This window comes from Stenotrophomonas terrae, assembly GCF_001431465.1.
Classification (GTDB): domain Bacteria; phylum Pseudomonadota; class Gammaproteobacteria; order Xanthomonadales; family Xanthomonadaceae; genus Stenotrophomonas; species Stenotrophomonas terrae.
Genome location: NZ_LDJJ01000006.1, coordinates 82,705 through 100,609, shown reverse-complemented (window position 1 = coordinate 100,609; position 17,905 = coordinate 82,705). Strand labels below are relative to the sequence as shown.

Here is a 17,905-nt window from a genome sequence, read left to right as displayed (position 1 = left end):
TGTTGCTCCGCACCATCTTTCGTTTGTAAGAAATCTTACTTACTTTTGGCTTTCATTTTGTTGACATCTTTCGATTTACTGCCCTAGAGTCGGCGCACTCGGTTTCGAAACGCCCGTTGAACGGGTTGGAGGCAAGGTGGAACACTGCGTTCGTCAATCGCCGCTGTTGCTGGCTCTGCTTTCGGCCCTGTTGTTGCCGGCAGTGACCGCACAGGCCGAGCCCATCGGCAACCTGCGCTCGGTCGCTGCCAGTGATGGCCGCGACGGCGTACGCGCCTGGGACGTGCGCAGTGACAACGGCAGCACCCTGCGCATCGAGGTGTTGGCCAACGACATCGTGCACGTGCAGGCCGGCCGCAACGGCAAGTTGAGCGGGGCCGGTGACAAGGCGGCCCCCATCGTGCTGCCGCAGCCGGTACAGCCGGTGCAGGCACAGCTGGAGGAAGACGCGCAGGAAATCCGCGTGCGTACCCCGGCGCTGGTCCTGCATGTGCAGCGCCAGCCCTTGCAGCTGCGCCTGGAGCGGCTGGACGGCGGCAAGACGGTACCGCTGTGGCAGGAACAGCAGCCGCTGGATCTGGCTGCCGAACAAACCGTGCAGGTGCTGTCCTCGCAGGCCGATGAGGCGTTCTACGGTGGCGGCCAGCAGAACGGCCGTTTCCAGTTCAAGGGCCGCGAGCTGGAAGTTTCCTATTCCGGTGGCTGGGAAGAGGGTGACCGCCCGAGCCCGGCACCGATGCTGCTCAGTTCGCGCGGCTGGGGCATGTTGCGCAATACCTGGAGCGACGGCAGCTACGACCTGCGCCAGCCCGACCAGGCCACGCTGCTGCACCGCGAAGACCGCTTCGACGCGTATTACTTCGTAGGCAATGATCTGCAGCGGCTGCTGGAGCGCTATACGCAGTTGACCGGGCGGCCGAACATGGTCGCGCGCTGGGCGCTGTCCTATGGCGATGCCGATTGCTACAACGACGGCGACAACATCAAGAAGCCCGGCAGCGTGCCCGAAGGCTGGAGCGATGGCCCCACCGGCACCACCATCGATGTGGTCAACAGCGTTGCCGCCAAATACCGCGAATACGATATGCCCGGTGGCTGGATCCTGCCGAATGATGGTTACGGCTGCGGCTACAAGCAGTTGCCGGAAACCGCGCAGGGGCTGGCCAAGTACGGCTTCAAGACCGGTCTGTGGACCGAGAACGGCGTCGACAAGATCGCCTGGGAAGTGGGCAAGGCCGGCAGCCGCGTGCAGAAGCTGGACGTGGCCTGGACCGGCCAGGGCTATCAGTTCGCGATGGATGCCAACCGCCAGGCTTTCGACGGCATCCTCAACAATTCCGACTCGCGCCCGTTCCTGTGGACGGTGATGGGTTGGGCTGGCATCCAGCGCTACGCGGTGGCGTGGACCGGCGACCAGAGCAGCAGCTGGGACTACATCCGCTGGCACGTACCGACCCTGGTGGGTTCCGGTTTGTCCGGCATGGCCTACGCCAGCGGCGATGTCGATGCGATCTTCGGTGGCAGCGCTGAAACCTTCACCCGCGACCTGCAGTGGAAGACCTTCACGCCGGTGCTGATGGGCATGTCCGGCTGGTCGTCGAACGCGCGCAAGCACCCGTGGTGGTTCGACGAACCCTATCGCTCGATCAACCGCGATTACCTCAAGCTGAAAATGCGCCTGACCCCGTATATGTACGGGCTGGTGCACGAGGCCGCACAGAGTGGTGCACCGCCGGTACGCGGGCTGATGTGGGACAACCCGCAGGACCCGCATGCGCAGGATGAAACCTACAAATACCAGTTCCTGCTCGGCCGCGATCTGCTGGTTGCGCCGGTCTACCGCAGCCAGGCGGCAAGCCGTGGCTGGCGCCGCGACATCCATCTGCCTGCCGGCGGTTGGTACGACTATTGGGATGGCCGCCATCTGCAGGCTGGTGCCGCAGGCCGGCAGCTGGATCGCCCGGTCGAGCTGGCGACGCTGCCGGTATTCGTGCGTGCCGGTGCGATCCTGCCGATGTATCCGGAGATGCTGTTCGACGGCGAAAAGCCGTTGGATGAAGTGAGCTTCGATCTGTATCCGCAGGGCGAGTCCAGCTACACGCTGTACGAAGACGATGGCAGCACCCGCCGTTACCAGAAGGGCGAATCCAGCACGCAGCAGATCCGCGTGCAGGCACCGGCGCAGGGCAGTGGCCCGGTGCAGGTCGAGATCGCGCCGGTGCAGGGCGAGTACCAGGGCCAGCTGGCGCAGCGCCGCTATGGTCTGCGCGTGCTCAACCGCAGCGCGCCCAAGGCGGTGCAGCAGGATGGTCGCGCGCTGCCGCAGCTGGCTGATGCCGCTGCGCTGCAGGCCGCAGCAGAAGGTTGGTACTTCGATGCTGGTGAGCGCAAAGGCACCTTGCATGTGCGTACTGTCAGCCAGGACATCCGTGCGCCACTGAAACTGCAATTGGATTTCCCGGTAGCCGCCGCGCTGGCCGACGATGCCTTCCCGAACGCGCCAGAGCTGGGCCGCGCGCTGCCCTCCGACAGCCTGCTGGTGGTCAACCGCCCGGCCGAAGAGCCCGGCCATCCGCTGGAAAACGCATTCGACGACGATCCGGCGACTTGGTTCCGCAGCGTACGCAACCAGGCCATCCGCACCGGTGCCCACGAATGGGTGGTGGGCTTTGGCGAGCGCAAGCTGATCGACGGCATCGAGCTGGCGCCGCGCAACGACCAGCATTGGAAGCATGGCCAGGTGCGTGACTATGAAATCTACATGGCCGACAGCAATGGTGAGTGGGGCAAGCCGATTGCCAGCGGTCACCTGCAGCTGAAGCAGGAACTGCAGCGCATCGACTTCCCGGCCCACGCCGGTCGCCTGCTGCGCTTCCGCGTGCTCAGCGTGCAGAGCCCGGAGGGCGATGGCGCAAGTGGTGCTGATCCGATGGTGACCGCAGCGCAGAGCAACAGCGCACGTGCAGTGGATGCACTGCAGCCGCGCGATGTTGGCCCGATTGCACTGTCCACCTTCCATATCCTCGAGCAGCAAACGGCCGAGCGGCCGGCGCGGCAGCTATACCTCTCCCAGCTGCCGCTGCCGGCCGTGTTGGCCGCCCAGGTGCATGCCGACCGTTCGTTCGCCGCTGAAGTGCCAATGCGCATGAACGGCTTGCAGTTCCGCCGCGGTCTCGGCGTCGGTGCGCAGAGCCGCATCGACATGAACTTGAAGGGCCAGTGGAAGACGCTGCGCGCCGATCTGGGTGTCGATGACCAATGCCGTCAGGCCGGTGGCCTGCAGTTCCAGGTCTGGGGCGATGACCGCCTGCTCTATGACAGCGGCTTTGTGAAAGCACCGGGTGTGGTCAAGCCCGAGCTCGACATCCGCGGTCTGTCCAAACTCAGCCTGCGCACCTTGGGCGCGCAGGGCAGCCAGCCGTCCCAGGTCTGCGCCAACTGGGCCAATGCCGTACTGATCGGCGAGGAGGGCGATTCCGCCGACATCCTCGCGCCATGACCCACCCGTAACACCGCTCCCCACCGGATTACCCAGGCTACGGTCCCAGAACCGTGGCATGGGATCGCTTTGCCCGCCAACTGTTGTTTTTCGCGTGCCCTTGCCAGGAGAGAACCCGATGTTGCCAGCCAATCGCAGTGCCAAACGCTGTTTGCCAGCCCCGCTATCGTTGGCTGTCGCCAGCGTGTTGTTCGCCATCGCTGCACCTGCGTTCGCGCAGAGCAGCGCCGAGAAGGAAAAGGAAAAGGACAAGACCACCGAGCTGTCGCGCATCGAGGTCACCGGTTCCAACATCCGCCGTACCGATGTGGAAACCGCATCGCCGGTGCAGGTGATCAGCAAGCAGGACATCGTCAACATGGGCGCGCGCACCTTGCTGCAGGTGCTCGACAACCTGCCGGCAGCACGTCCGGGCCAGGTCGATTCCAAATCATTGTTCTCCGGCTCGGACGGCGCCTCGCAGGCCAATCTGCGTGGCCTGGGTGCACAGGGCACGCTGGTGCTGTTGAATGGCCGGCGCCTGTCGTACTACGGCGCACCGGCGGGCTTCCAGACCCAATTCGTCAACATCGACTCCATCCCCGCTGCAGTCATCGAGCGCATGGAAGTGCTGACCGACGGCGCCTCGGCGGTGTACGGCACCGACGCGGTAGCTGGCGTCATCAACGTCATCACCAAGCGCAGCTACCAGGGGCTGGAAGTCAGCGGCACCTGGGACACCGCACCGCGTTTTGATTCCTTCGATGAAAAGCAGGCCAGCGTGACCGGCGGCTTCGGCGACATGGACGAGGACGGTTACAACGTCTATGGCAGCGTCAACCTGTATGAGCGTGCCGGCATCCCCAATCGCGAGTGGTACCTGAAGCACCCGAAGCAGTACTACGCCAACAATCCGGACTACATCAAGAACCTGCGCCTGGACACCGGCAGCGCACCGGGCGTGTTCAACCCCGGCTACTACTACGCCATTGATCCGGTCACCAAGGCGCGCGTGGACGAGGCGGCCCCGGGTTGCGAGAACGTGCTGCAGGTTGCCACCGGCACCCGCTGCATCTGGCAGGACTGGATGACCAGCCAGATCAATGGCGGTGCCGATTCCAAGCGAGTCACGGCGTACCTCAACGGCCATTTCCGGGTCAATGATGCGACCGAGGCATTCGCCGAACTGACGTACACCGACATCGACCTGCGCGCCAACGGCGGCACGCCGCGCGCCTATGGCACCACCACCGGCAATCCGCAGAGCTGGTTCTCGCGCAATACCGGCAATACCGTCAACCAGTTCCTGACGCCGTGGTTGGGGCCGAACAACGAGTACAACCACGCCAGCCCGGAACTGAAAGCCTTGATGGGCGGCGTGGTTGGCCTGGGCTATCTGCTGCAGGATGTGGGCGGCAACCATTTCGGCCAGCGCAACACCGACAAGAGCTACCGCGCGGTCACCGGCCTGCGTGGCAATGTGGGTGACTGGAACTGGGAGACCGCGTTCGCTACCGCTGGCTCGCATTCGGTGACCTACCAGACCACCAACGTGAACCTGAAGGGCTTTGAGAAGGCATTTGGCCCGTACACCGTCGATCCGGGCACCGGCCGCGTCATCATCTCCGATCACCCCGCCTACAAGTTCGGTGAGATCAGCCAGGCCAATGCAGCGCTGATCCGTGAAGCCTTCCCGACGTTTGATATCGAGTCGTGGACGCGCCTGCATACCTTGGACGGTAAGATCGAAGGCCCGCTGTTCAACCTGCCGGCCGGTGAAGTGCGTGCGGCGTTCGGCTTCAATGCCACCCGTGAGACCTTCTATACGCCGGGCAACCCGGACGCTGCCAATGGCCTTATCACCCAACAGGGTGGCTCGTGGTTCGACGGCAAACGCAATACCTATGCGATCTTCGGCGAAGCCGTGGCACCGCTCACCGACAAGCTCGAGATGGACCTGGCATTGCGCCTGGACAAGTATCCCGGCTTCAGCACCAATGCCGCACCGAAGATCGGCCTGAAGTACCAGGCACTGCCGCAGCTGATGCTGCGTGGTACCTACTCGGAAGGCTTCCGTGCACCCAGCCTGGCCGAAGCCGGCAGCGGTGGCGTGTACGCGCAGATTGGCGGCTACCGCGACGAAACCCGTTGTGCCGAAACCAATGCCATCGCTGGCCTGTTGCGCCAGTCCAATCGTGGCGTGGACAAGGACCTGGGCAACGCACTGTGGAACAGCGACTGTGCCCGCAACGTGGCGCGCATGACCCAGCCCAACCAGGACCTGAAGCCGGAGAAGGCCAAGATCGCGACCTTGGGCTTCGTGCTGGAACCAACCGATTGGCTGTCGGTTTCTGCTGACTACTGGTTTGTCTATCGTCGTGACGAGATCGTCGCACCGGACTACAGCAAGGAAGAAGAGATCAGCGCGCAGACGCGCTTCCCGATCACCGAGACCGACCTTGCCAACCTGGCCGCGCTGGCCAGCATGTGCAGCGATCCGGCCAGCGGCGTCAGCTGCCCGTCGACCCTGCCGGGCTACAGCACCGGCAATGTGGCCAGCGTGATCGGCCAGTACCGCAACCGTGGCCGTACGCTGATCGATGGCTTGGATGTGGATGCGCGCGCGCGTTTTGACCTGGGCGAGTGGGGCCGCCTGACCACCGGCGTTGCCGCGACCATTGCCAATCGCAACATGTACAACTCCGACAACGGTGATGGCTGGTACTACGGCAACACCGTGGGTTACTACAACAACCCGCGCGTGCGTGCGACCTTCAACGCCAACTGGAACTACGGCAACTGGGATACCGGCTTCTACATCAACTATGTCGGCAAGACCAAGTGGGCCTATGACCGCATTGACCAGGAGGACAACAACGCTGAAACCTGTACCGGCAGCTACGTCAATGCCGGGCCGAAGCAGTGCCATGGCGCTCCATCCTGGTGGACGGGAAATCTGAGTGTGAATTGGCAGGCGAACGAGCACCTCAGCGTGGGCGCGACGGTGAAGAACGTATTCAACCGCCTGCCGTTCTACGACCCGAACGACTGGATGAACTTCTCCGGCTATGCCAACAACTTCGGCCGCATCTACAGCGTCACCGCGACCTACAAGTTCTGAGTCAACCGCAGCATCGCTTCCCCCTCATGCATTGCATGAGGGGGAAGACAGTGACAACGTCAGCAAGGTCGTGGCACGCACGCCACCGCCGGCAAGATCCACGAAAGAGGAAACACAATGAAGCGTAGGGAATTCATCATGGCCAGTGCGGCCCTTGCCGCCACCAGTCTGCTGCCCGAAACCCCGGCCTGGGCACGCGGCCGCAAGATGCGGATGGGTGTGATCGGCACCGGCATGCGCGGCCAGGTGCTGCTGAAGGAACTGGTACGCCGTGACGACGTGGAAGTGGTTGCCCTGTGCGACATCGAACCGATCATGCTTGGCCGGGCAATGGACATGGTGGCCAAGGCCGGCAAGCCGGCGCCGCAGGCCTACGGCGCCGACCGCGACCAGAATGCCTGGAAGCGCCTGCTGGAACAGCGTGGCCTTGATGGTGTGATCATTGCCACGCCGTGGGAGCTGCATGCACCAATGGCGATTGCCGCGATGCAGGCCAAGGTGGCGGTGGGCTGCGAAGTGGTTGCCGGCATCACCCTGCAGGACCATTGGGATGTACTCAATACCCAGCTCAGCACCGGTACCCCGTACATGCTGCTGGAAAACGTCTGCTACCGGCGTGACGTGATGGCGGCACTGCAGATGGTGCGGCAAGGCCTGTTCGGCGAACTGGTGCATCTGCAGGGCGGCTACCAGCACGACCTGCGCGGGGTGAAATTCAATTCCGGCGATCCGTCGCAGCCCTATGACAGCGGCGTGGAGTTTGGTGCCAAGGGTTGGTCGGAGGCACGCTGGCGCACCGAGCATTCCGTGCAGCGCAATGGCGAGCTGTATCCCAGCCACGGCATCGGCCCGTGCGCGATGTATACCGGCATCAACCGCGGCAACCGCTTCACCCATATCAATGCGTTCGCCAGCAAGGCGCGCGGCCTGCACGACTACACCGTGGCCAAGAGCGGTGGCACCACCCATCCGAGCACCAAGGTGAATTTCAAGCTGGGTGACATCGTCACCACCACGCTGGCCTGTGAGAACGGCGAGACCATCCTGCTGCAGCACGACACCTCGTTGCCGCGCCCGTACTCGATGGGCTTCCGCGTGCAGGGCACCAAGGGCCTGTGGATGGACGTCAACCACGGCATCCACATCGAAGGTCGCAGCCCGCCGCACCAGTGGGAAGAGTTCAAGACCTACCAGGACCAGTACGAGCACCCGCTGTGGAAGCAGCATGCCGATACCGCTGCCAGTGCCGGCCACGGTGGCATGGACTGGTTCGTGATCCATGCCTTCATTGAAGCCTTGAAGGCCAAGGCGCCGATGCCGATCGACATCTATGACGCCGTGACCTGGAGTGCGATCACCCCGCTGTCCGAGCAGTCCATTGCCAACAGCTTCCAGACCCTGGAGTTCCCGGACTTCACCAAGGGCCTATGGCAGCAGCGCAAGCCGATCTTCGCCTTCGACGGCAGCTACTGATAGGAAGCACCTGTAGTGCCGAGCCATGCTCGGCAAAAGCGAAACCTGTAGTGCCGAGCCATGCTCGGCAGAGGCTTCACCAGCAATGCCCCTGCCGAGCATGGCTCGGCACTACACCCCCTCCCTTGCGCCGTAGGCGGAGGGGAGGCTGGGGAGGGGTTGGCTTTCAGGCCTTTCGCGCATTGCCAGCTTCGCGGCTTACGCCGCTCCCACGCGGTTCCCAAGCGGCTTAGCGCTCCAGCTCCAGATCCGGATCGGCCACCGGCGAGGGCGGCGTGGCTGGCACTTCCGCTGGCGTGGCTTGCGCGTGCTTTTCCAGGATCGTGGCTTTGCGCCAGTTGCCCCAGCGGTAATAGCTCATGATCATCAGCATCGAGCAGAACGCGCTGACCGGGAAACTCCACCAGATCGCATCGGCGCCAAACCGTGGTTGCAGCCACAGTGCGAATGGCACCCGGATGCCCCACATCGCCACTGCCAAAATCAGCAGCGGCGGCACTACCGCACCGGTCGAACGGACCACGCCGGACACCACGAAGTTGACGCCGAAGAACAGGAACGACCACACCGCGATGTGATTCAGGTGGCGGCCGATCTCCAGCGCTTCGCTGGTTGCCGGCAGAAACAGTGCCAGGGTGCTGCGATCAAACAGGATGATCGGTGCGATCAGTGCGCCGGTCAGCAGGAAGTTGAACAGCACGCCGGTGCGTGCGGTGGCATCCACGCGCTCCCAACGGCCGGCACCAACGTTCTGCGCAGCCATCGTCGAGCAGGCCGCGCCAATGGCCATCGCTGGCATCTGCACATAGGTCCACAGCTGCATCGCCGCGCCGTAGGCCGATGCGGTTTCCACGCCATAGCCATTGACCATGCTGATCATCATGATCATCGCCAACGAGATCAGGATCATCTGCAGGCCCATCGGCACGCCTTTGATCACCAGCGCCTTGAGGATGACGGTATCGATCTTCAGCAGGCCGATGTCCTTGCGGCCAAGCCACAGCATGTGCCGCTTGTTGCGCAGGTAGAGCATCAGCCCGGCCAGCGCCAGGCCCTGCGAGAAGAACGTGGCCCAGGCGGAACCGGCGATACCCAGCTTGGGGAAGGGGCCGATGCCGAAGATCAGCAAGGGGTTGAAGGCGATATCCAGCAGCACCGCCAACAGCAGGAAACGGAACGGCGTGCGCGCATCGCCGGCGCCGCGCAGGGCGGCGGTGATGAAGGCGAAGGCGTACAGCAGCGGCATCGCCAGGAAGATCACCTTCAGGTAGGCATCGGCCATCGGCAGCGATTCGGCCGGCGTACCCATCGCAAGCAGCAAACGGTGTGACAGGAACCAGCCCAGTACCGCAATCACCACAGACAGGCTGATGAAGAAGGTGGCGCTGGTGCCCATGACCCGCCGCGCCTGCGCCAGGTCCTTGGCCCCGATCGACTGGCCGATCAGGATGGTGGCGGCCATGCCGATGCCGAATACCGAGCCGATCAGGAAAAACATGATGTTGTTGGCATTGGCGGTGGCAGTCAGCGCCGCCTCGCCGAGGAACTTGCCGACCCAGATGGCATTGACCGAGCCGTTCAGCGACTGTGCGATGTTGCCGGCCAGAATAGGCAGCGCGAACATCAGCAGGCTGGACCCGATCGGGCCTTCGGTGAGCGAGCGGGTTTGCTTGGCTTTCGACATGGACAACGTTGTCGGGATCGGGGCTGGCACACTAGCATCTTGCAGGTGAGAGCGGCGGTGGCAGGTATCACCGTCGGCATATCTACCAAGGAGCCATGGCAGCGCAATGAGTGGTGAAGTCGTAGCAGTAGCGAGCATCCGTCTTGATATATGGCTGTGGGCCGCGCGCTTTTTCAAGACCCGCAGCCTGGCCAAGCAGGCCGTCGATACCGGCAAGGTCGACGTCGAAGGGCAGCGCCCGAAATCTTCCCGTGCGATCCGCATCGGTGACGCGCTGCGGGTGCAGCGTGGCGACGAGATTTTCGAGATCGCGGTACGCGGGCTCAGCGCCAGCCGCGGCTCGGCGCCGGTAGCCCAGGCCTTGTACGAGGAAACGCAGGCGTCCAAACAGGCGCGCGACGAACTACGCCTGCGCCGCGCCGCCGAACGCACCGGCTACCAGGCCCCCGAACACCGCCCCGACAAACGCGCCCGTCGTTTGATCCGCGCCCTGGGCGACCTGGACGCGCTCTGAGGATGGTCGGCAAGGGGAGGCCCTGTAGTGCCGAGCCATGCTCGGCAGGGGCGTTACCGGTAGAGCCAAACATGTAGTGCCGAGCCATGCTCGGCAGGGGCGTTACCGGTAGAGCCAAACATGTAGTGCCGAGCCATGCTCGGCAGGGGCGTTACCAGTAGCACCGATTTGTAGGAACGGTGTAAGCCGTGAAGCTGGCGATGCGCGAAAGGCCCAAAAGCCGACCCCTCCCCAACCCTCCCCTCCGCCTTCGGCGCAAGGGAGGGGGTGTAGTGCCGAGCCATGCTCGGCAGGGGGCATTACCGGTAAGGCCTCTGCCGAGCATGGCTCGGCACTACAGGGCATTGCTTGTGAAGCCCCTGCCGAGCATGGCTCGGCACTACATAAACAAAAACGCCACCTTGCGGTGGCGTTTTCATTCAAGCTTCGGCTGCTCAGCGCTTGCCGCTGCCCAGCAGGCCGCTGCCCAGCTTGATCAGGTCGCTGACGCCGAACTGGCCGTCGCCGTCCTGGTCCAGCACGCTGCCCAGCAGGCCGCCGCCGATGCCGCCGGCTTGGGCTACCTGCTGCTTCTCCTGGCCCAGGACCTGCGCCAGGCCGTCCGGATTGGCCGGTGCGGCGCCGCTGCTCATGCGCTGGGCGATATAGGCCATCACGATCGGGGCGAGGATCTTCAGCAGCTGGCTGGAGGTGCTCGGGCTCAGGCCGGTGGCCTGGGCCAGGCCGGTTTCGGCGCGGTCCTGGCTGCCACCAAAGATGTGGCCAAGGATGCCGGCGCCATTGGCAGCCGGGCTGTTGCCGCCGCCCATCACCGCACCCAGCACGCTGCCGATGTCCATGCCGCTATGGTTGTTCTGCAAAGCACCAAACAGCGCTTCAGCGCCCTGCGGCTTGGCCGCGTTGTTGCCCAATGCGCCCATCAGCAGCGGCAGCGCGGCGCTGATCGCGGTCGATGCCTGCTGGCTGTCGATGCCCAGCTGCTGCGAAACCTGCTGCAGCGGTGCGCCCTGCAGTTGGGAGAGAAGGTCGTCGGTCAGGCTCATCGGGTGGATCCTTGAAGGTTGGGTTGCCGAGCGGCATGGTAACCCCCGCAAGGGGGCGTAAGTGAAGAGGCCAATGACGTGTTGGTTTGTGGGCAGAAACAGCACCGCCCGCGCGAGGCGGGCGGTGCGTTGACCCGTATTGCGGCATCGGGCCGGGCTTACAGCTCGATGTCCTCCGCGCCCGGGGTGGCGGCGGGGAAGTCACTGCCCGGATGCGGCGGCGGTGCGAACGGATCGGCCGGCGCGCTGGCCTCGCCCAGCTTCTTCAGGGCGGCAGCAATACCGGCACCATAGGCCGGGTCGGCCTTGTTGCAGTTGTCGATGTGGCGTTGCTTGATGAAGTCCGGCGCATCGCCCAGGGCGCGGGCGGTGTTCTCGAACAGACGCTGCTTCTGCACGGCGTTGTAGCTGCGGAACAGCGCACCGGGCTGGCTGAAGTAATCGTTGTCGTCTTCGCGGAAGTTCCAGAAGTCGGCATCGCCACGGATCTTCAGCGCCGGCTCGCGGTACTGCGGCTGTTCCTGCCATTGACCATAGCTGTTGGGCTCGTAGTGCGGCAGGCCGCCGTAGTTGCCGTCAACGCGCATGGCGCCATCGCGGTGGTTGCTGAAGACCGGGCAGCGGGCGGCGTTGACCGGAATCTGGTGATGGTTGACGCCCAGCCGGTAGCGCTGCGCATCGGTATAGGCGAACAACCGCGCCTGCAGCATCTTGTCCGGCGACGGGCCGATGCCCGGCACCAGGTTGCTCGGTGCGAATGCCGACTGTTCCACGTCCATGTACCAGTTGTCGGGATTGCGGTTGAGCTCGAATTCGCCCACTTCGATCAGCGGGTAATCGCTCTTCGGCCACACCTTGGTCAGGTCGAAGGGATGGATGCGGTAGGTTTCCGCTTCCAGCTCCGGCATCACCTGCACGAACAGCTTCCACTTCGGGAACTCGCCGCGCTCGATCGCCTGGAACAGGTCGCGGCCATGGCTCTCGCGGTCCTTGCCGACCAGCACTTCGGCCTGCGCATCGGTCAGCGCCTGCACGCCCTGCTGGGTGACGAAGTGGAACTTGACCCAGAAGCGCTCGCCGCCGTCGTTGGTGAAGCTGTAGGTGTGCGAACCAAAGCCGTTCATGTGGCGGAAGCTGCGCGGAATGCCGCGGTCGCTCATCACCACCGTGACCTGCATCAGCGCTTCCGGCAGCAGGGTCCAGAAGTCCCAGTTGTTGCGGGCGCTGCGCAGATTGGTATGCGGGTCGCGCTTGACCGCCTTGTTGAGGTCGCCGAACTTGCGCGGGTCACGCAGGAAGAACACCGGCGTGTTGTTGCCCACCAAGTCCCAGTTGCCTTCTTCGGTATAGAACTTCAGCGCGAAGCCGCGGATGTCGCGTTCGGCATCGGCCGCGCCGCGCTCACCGGCCACGGTGGTGAAGCGGGCGAACATCTCGGTCTGCTTGCCCACCGCCGAGAAGATCTTTGCGCGGGTGTACTTGCTGATGTCATGGGTGACGGTAAAGGTGCCGAACGCGCCGGAGCCCTTGGCGTGCATGCGGCGTTCGGGAATGATTTCGCGGTTGAGGTTGGCCAGCTTCTCCAGCAGCCAGACATCTTCCATCAGCAGCGGGCCACGCGGGCCGGCAGTCTTGCTGTTCTGGTTGTCCACCACCGGCGCACCGAAGGCGGTGGTCAGTGGGGTTACCGGCGCATCGCCGTGCTTCTGCTTGGGCGTGGTGCTGGTGTCGCGCTGCGATTGCGCAGCCTGTTCCGGTGAGGGGGCCTGGTGATACGGACAGGTCGGCTTGGTGTCGTTGCTCATGGCTGGCTCCTGCTGGCGTTGGGGGACATCTTTCATCGACTTTAACCACGGAACCGTTAAATGAGTAATCAAATGATCCGTTCATTGCCATAGGGTTTGTCTATCAGTCAGGATGCTTGAATCAATCCTGCCTCTTTCAAGCGCGGTGTCGGCTCGGCTTTGTGCCGGCACTGCTGCCATGCCCCATTCACCGGACCATTCCATGAGCCAGCGCGCCACCCGATTGCTGCACCTGCTTGACGAACTGCGGCGCCGGCGCACGCCGGTGCGCGGGGCCGAACTGGCGCAACGGCTGGAGGTGAGCCTACGCACGCTGTACCGGGATATCGATGCATTACGCGGGCAGGGCGCGGAGATCGTCGGCGATCCGGGTATTGGCTTCCAGCTGCGGCCGGGCTTCCTGCTGCCGCCGATGATGTTCTCCGCCGAGGAGCTGGAAGCGCTGTTGCTGGGTGCGCGCTGGGTGGTATCGCATGCCGATCCGGAACTGGCTACTGCCGCCGGCACCGCGCTGGACAGGCTAACCGGCGTGTTGCCCGAGCCGCTGCGGCTGCAGGTGGAGACCAGCGGCTTGTTCGCCCCGCAATGGAAGCGCAGCGAGCCAGAGCCGTGGTTGCCGGCACTGCGGCTGGCGATCCGCGAGGGCAATGCGGTGCGCATCCAGTACTGCGATGCCGAAGGGCAGGCCAGCGAACGGGTGATCTGGCCGTTTGCGATGGCCTTCATGGCCGAGCTGCGGTTCCTCGCCGCCTGGTGCGAAATGCGTGGCGATTTCCGCCATTTCCGCGCCGACCGGATGCTGGCCCTGGAGGATACCGGCCGCCGCTATCCCGATCAGCGCCACAGCCTGCTCAAGCGCTGGCGAGCGCTGCAGCTGCAGCACCGCAATGGCTGACTGCTGACAGCAGCTGTCAGCAGCCCCTGCGCACACTGCAGGCTCTTCCAACAAGGTGCCTGCCATGAGCAACACGCTGACGTTCTATACCCATCCTTATTCCCGTGCCCGTATCGCCCGCTGGATGCTGGAAGAAACCGGTCTGCCTTACGACGAGGTGCTGCTGGAGTTCGGCAAGAGCATGAAGTCGCCCGAATACCTGGCGATCAACCCGATGGGCAAGGTGCCGGCACTGCGCCAGGGCGACGTGGTGCTGACCGAGAACGCGGCCATCTGCCTGCACCTGGCCGACCTGGTGCCGGACAAGGGCCTGCTGCCGCCGGTTGGCAGCGCTGAGCGTGGCCTGTGCTACCGCTGGATGTTCTTTGCTGCCGGACCGATGGAGTCCTTCATCACCGCGCGCCGCCATGGTGCCTTGGCACCGGCGATCGAGGCCGGCTACGGCAGTGAGGCAGACCTGATGCGCACCTTGGTCGGCGCTGTCGAGGGCAGGAAGTATCTGGTCGGTGACCGCTTCACCGTGGCCGATCTGTATATGACCGCCTTCCTCAGCTACCACCTGCGGGTAGGCGAGCTGGAGCCACTGGCGGCGTTCGAGAACTACGTCGCACCGCATCTGCAGCGACCAGCGGCAGTGCGTGGCAACGCCAAGGATGATGCATTGATCCCGGCTGTGGAAGCTGTGGGAGCGGCGTAAGCCGCGAAGCTGGGAGCAAGGGAACCGCCAAGCAAATCAAGCTCCGGTCATCTACCCGGCGCTTCCGGAAAGCAGCAAGCAGCGCAAGTGTGGGAGCGGCGTAAGCCGCGAAGCTAAAGGCAAGGAAACCGCCGAGGAAATCATGCTCTGACAATATTTCCGGCATTTCCGGCCTTTCCGGACAACAGCAGGCTTCGTGGAGGCGCTTCGACGGCCCTACATTGCTACTCCGTCGCCCCTCTCCCCAACCCCTCTCCCGCAAAGGGAGAGGGGCTTAAGCAGGATCGCCAGCGCCCGACTAGATCAACGACTTCACCCGATACAACGCCTCCAACGCCTGCTTCGGCGTCAACTCGTCCGGATCAATCGCCTGCAAGGCATCCAGCGCCGCCGAATTCGGCGCAGCAAACAAACCAAACTGCTGCGGCGCATCCAGCGCCTGCGGCGCCATCGCTGCGCTCTGGGTTTCGCCGCCACGCTGTTCCAGTTCGGCCAGGCGACGCCGCGCCTGCGCAACGGTGGACTTGGGCAGGCCGGCCAGGGCGGCCACCTGCAGACCAAAACTGCGATTGGCCGGGCCGTCCTTCACCGCATGCATGAACACCAGCGTGTCGCCGTGTTCCACCGCATCCAGGTGGACGTTGGCGATGCCGCTGGCGCCGCCTTCATGGCTTTCGTCGGCCAGCGCGGTCAGCTCGAAATAGTGGGTGGCGAACAGCGTGTAGCAGTGGTTCTGGTAGGCCAGGTGACGGGCTACCGCGTCGGCCAGCGCCAGGCCGTCATAGGTCGAGGTGCCACGGCCGATTTCGTCCATCAGCACCAGCGAGTGGGCGGTGGCGTGATGCAGGATGTAGCTGGTTTCGGCCATTTCCACCATGAAGGTGGATTGGCCCTTGGCCAGATCGTCGCCAGCGCCGATGCGGGTCAGGATGCGGTCGATCGGGCCGATCACCGCGCGGCTGGCCGGCACGAAGCTGCCGATATGCGCCAGCAGCACGATCAGCGCGTTCTGCCGCATATAGGTCGACTTACCGCCCATGTTCGGGCCGGTGATGACCAGCATGCGGCGGTCCGGGTGTAGGTCCAGATCGTTGGGTTCGAACGGCGTGTCACGCACGGCTTCGACTACCGGGTGACGGCCACGTTCGATGCGCAGGCAGGCGTCCTCCTGCAGTTCCGGCTGCGACCAGTCCAGTGCCTGTGCGCGCTCGGCGAATGCAGCCAGCACGTCCAGCTCGCTCAATGCGCCGGCGCAGCGCTTCAGCGGCTCCAGGTGCTCAGCGACGATATCGAGCAGGCCTTCGTACAGCAGTTTTTCGCGGCTGAGCGAGCGCTCGCGGGCCGACAGCACCTTGTCTTCGAAGTTCTTCAACTCCTCGGTGATGTAGCGCTCGGCATTGGTCAGGGTCTGGCGGCGGGTGTAGTGCACCGGCGCCTTGTCGGACTGGCCCTTGCTGATTTCGATGTAGTAACCGTGCACGCGGTTGTAGCCGACCTTCAAGGTGGCGATGCCGCTGGCCTGGCGCTCGCGCGCTTCCAGATCGATCAGGAACTGGTCGGCGTGGGTGGACAGGCGGCGCAGCTCATCGAGCTCGGCGTCGTAGCCCTCGGCAATCACGCCGCCATCGGACAGCTTCAGCGGCGGCTGTTCGGCGATGGCGCTGGCCAGCAGCTGCGCGCTTTCATCGTGCGAGCCGAGTTCGGCGCGCAATTGCTGCAGGCGCGGTGAATCCAGCGTATCCAGCTGCGCGGTGATGGCCGGCAGTAGGCCCAGGCCATCACGCAGGGTGGAAAAGTCGCGTGGCCGCGCCGAGCGCAAGGCCATGCGGGTGAGGATGCGTTCAATGTCGCCAAGCGCGCGGAAGCTGTCGCGCAGGTCGGAGTCGGTGCCGCGATCAATCAGCGTGGCAACCGCGTGGTGGCGTTGCTGCAGTACGTTGCGCAGGCGCAGTGGGCGGTGCAGCCAGCGTCGCAGCAGGCGCCCGCCCATCGGCGAGACGGTGCTGTCGAGCACGCCGAGCAAGGTGTTGCGGGTGTCGCCATCGACACGCGTATCCAGCTCCAGATGACGGCGGGTGGCCGCATTCATCGCGATTGCTTCGCCGGCGTTCTCCATCGAGATGGAGGTCAGGTGCGGCAGCCGCTGCTTCTGGGTTTCCTCGACGTAGCCCAGCAGCGCGCCGGCGGCGCCGGTGGCGCGCGGCTTGTCATCGATGCCGAAACCGCTGAGGTCGTGCAGTTTGAAGAAGTTCAGCAGATGGCGGCGGCCACTGTCGGCATCGAACAACCACGGTGCGCGGCGGCGCACGCCATTGCGGTGGCGCAGGAATTCGGGCCAGTTTTCTTCATCCGGGACCAGCAGCTCGGCCGGTTCCAGGCGGGCCAGCTCGGCTTCCAGTGCGTCGTCGGTATCGACTTCGTTGACCAGGAAGCGGCCGCCGGCCAGATCGGCCCAGGCCAGGCCGTAACCGGCCTTGCTGCGCGAGAGCGCCATCAGCAAGGTATCGCGGCGCTCGTCCAGCAGTGCCTCATCGGTGACCGTACCGGGGGTGACCACACGCACCACCTTGCGCTCGACCAAGCCCTTGGCCAGCGCCGGGTCGCCGATCTGTTCGCAGATCGCCACCGATTCGCCGACTGCCACCAGCCGCGCCAAGTAGCCCTCGAAGGCATGCACCGGCACGCCAGCCATCGGAATCGGCGCGCCGCCGGAGCTGCCGCGCTGGGTCAGGGTGATATCCAGCAGACGCGCGGCCTTGCGCGCGTCGTCATAGAACAGTTCGTAGAAATCGCCCATCCGGAAGAACAGCAGCAGGTCCGGATACTCGGACTTGGCTGCGAAGAACTGCTTCATCAACGGGGTGTGTTCGGGCTTCTTCTCGGTCACGCGGAGTCCACTTCAATTTGCCGGGCAAGGGCACAGGACCGCTATTGTAGGCGCAGTGTCGGGGATGGACGAGGCCAGTTGGGGCGAGCGCCAGCGGGTTGCGGGAGCAGACGTTGCCACATCGCGGCGCTGAGCATGCATGCCGAGTCCCTGAATGCCGAGGCCGATTCATATTGGAAGGCGCAGCACGGATGGGGGCAAGCCCGATAGTGAGTCTGGTATTGATCTGCCTTGCGGATGAGGCCTGCCTAGCGAGGACGTAGTGAAGGCGCGTTGACCGGTTGCGTCCGGCAACGAGAGGAAGGGCG

The 17,905-nt window shown here is 64.3% G+C and carries 10 protein-coding genes; 6 read left to right on the top strand and 4 right to left on the bottom strand.

Annotated elements, in window-relative coordinates:
• The first annotated feature begins 136 nt into the window (after positions 1–136).
• The 3 genes from ABB27_RS02220 to ABB27_RS02210 all read left to right on the top strand — a co-directional run bounded on the left by ABB27_RS02220 (position 137) and on the right by ABB27_RS02210 (position 8,072).
• Entirely contained in the window at positions 137–3,499 is a 3,363-nt protein-coding gene (locus ABB27_RS02220; RefSeq protein WP_057626594.1) for a TIM-barrel domain-containing protein, read from the top strand.
• A gap of 118 nt (positions 3,500–3,617) precedes the next feature.
• Positions 3,618–6,599: a TonB-dependent receptor domain-containing protein gene (locus tag ABB27_RS02215; protein WP_057626593.1), complete on the top strand. Its 2,982-nt coding sequence runs from the start codon at positions 3,618–3,620 to the stop codon at positions 6,597–6,599.
• Positions 6,600–6,716: 117 nt separating this feature from the next.
• On the top strand, positions 6,717–8,072 hold the full coding sequence (locus ABB27_RS02210) for a Gfo/Idh/MocA family protein (RefSeq protein ID WP_057626592.1): 1,356 nt from the start codon (positions 6,717–6,719) through the stop codon (positions 8,070–8,072).
• 229 nt (positions 8,073–8,301) lie between these two features.
• On the opposite strand, the gene ABB27_RS02205 is transcribed toward ABB27_RS02210, so the two are convergent.
• A complete protein-coding gene (locus ABB27_RS02205; protein WP_057626630.1) occupies positions 8,302–9,756 on the bottom strand; it encodes an MATE family efflux transporter in 1,455 nt (484 codons plus the stop codon).
• A 106-nt stretch (positions 9,757–9,862) separates the two neighbouring features.
• Between ABB27_RS02205 and ABB27_RS02200 the strand changes: the two genes are divergently transcribed.
• Positions 9,863–10,270 carry an RNA-binding S4 domain-containing protein gene (locus ABB27_RS02200; protein ID WP_057626591.1) on the top strand — a complete coding sequence of 136 codons (408 nt, stop codon included), beginning with the start codon at positions 9,863–9,865 and terminating at the stop codon, positions 10,268–10,270.
• 434 nt (positions 10,271–10,704) lie between these two features.
• Here ABB27_RS02200 and ABB27_RS02195 read toward each other — a convergent pair whose 3' ends face one another.
• Together ABB27_RS02195 and ABB27_RS02190 are read right to left on the bottom strand one after the other, a co-directional pair.
• Positions 10,705–11,313, bottom strand: coding sequence for a DUF937 domain-containing protein (locus tag ABB27_RS02195; RefSeq protein WP_057626590.1), 609 nt, complete (start codon positions 11,311–11,313; stop codon positions 10,705–10,707).
• 158 nt (positions 11,314–11,471) lie between these two features.
• The gene (locus tag ABB27_RS02190) at positions 11,472–13,118 is read right to left on the bottom strand and encodes a catalase (RefSeq protein ID WP_244479105.1); all 1,647 of its coding nucleotides are present in this window, start codon (positions 13,116–13,118) and stop codon (positions 11,472–11,474) included.
• A 202-nt stretch (positions 13,119–13,320) separates the two neighbouring features.
• Between ABB27_RS02190 and ABB27_RS02185 the strand changes: the two genes are divergently transcribed.
• Positions 13,321–14,013: a helix-turn-helix transcriptional regulator gene (locus ABB27_RS02185; RefSeq protein ID WP_057626589.1), complete on the top strand. Its 693-nt coding sequence runs from the start codon at positions 13,321–13,323 to the stop codon at positions 14,011–14,013.
• A 64-nt stretch (positions 14,014–14,077) separates the two neighbouring features.
• Entirely contained in the window at positions 14,078–14,710 is a 633-nt protein-coding gene (locus tag ABB27_RS02180; RefSeq protein ID WP_057626588.1) for a glutathione S-transferase family protein, read from the top strand.
• 298 nt (positions 14,711–15,008) lie between these two features.
• Here the strand turns inward: ABB27_RS02180 and mutS are convergent, their stop codons facing one another.
• Positions 15,009–17,564 (bottom strand): DNA mismatch repair protein MutS, encoded by a 2,556-nt coding sequence (gene mutS, locus ABB27_RS02175; protein ID WP_057626628.1) that lies wholly within the window; start codon positions 17,562–17,564, stop codon positions 15,009–15,011.
• Between the last annotated feature and the right edge of the window lie 341 nt (positions 17,565–17,905).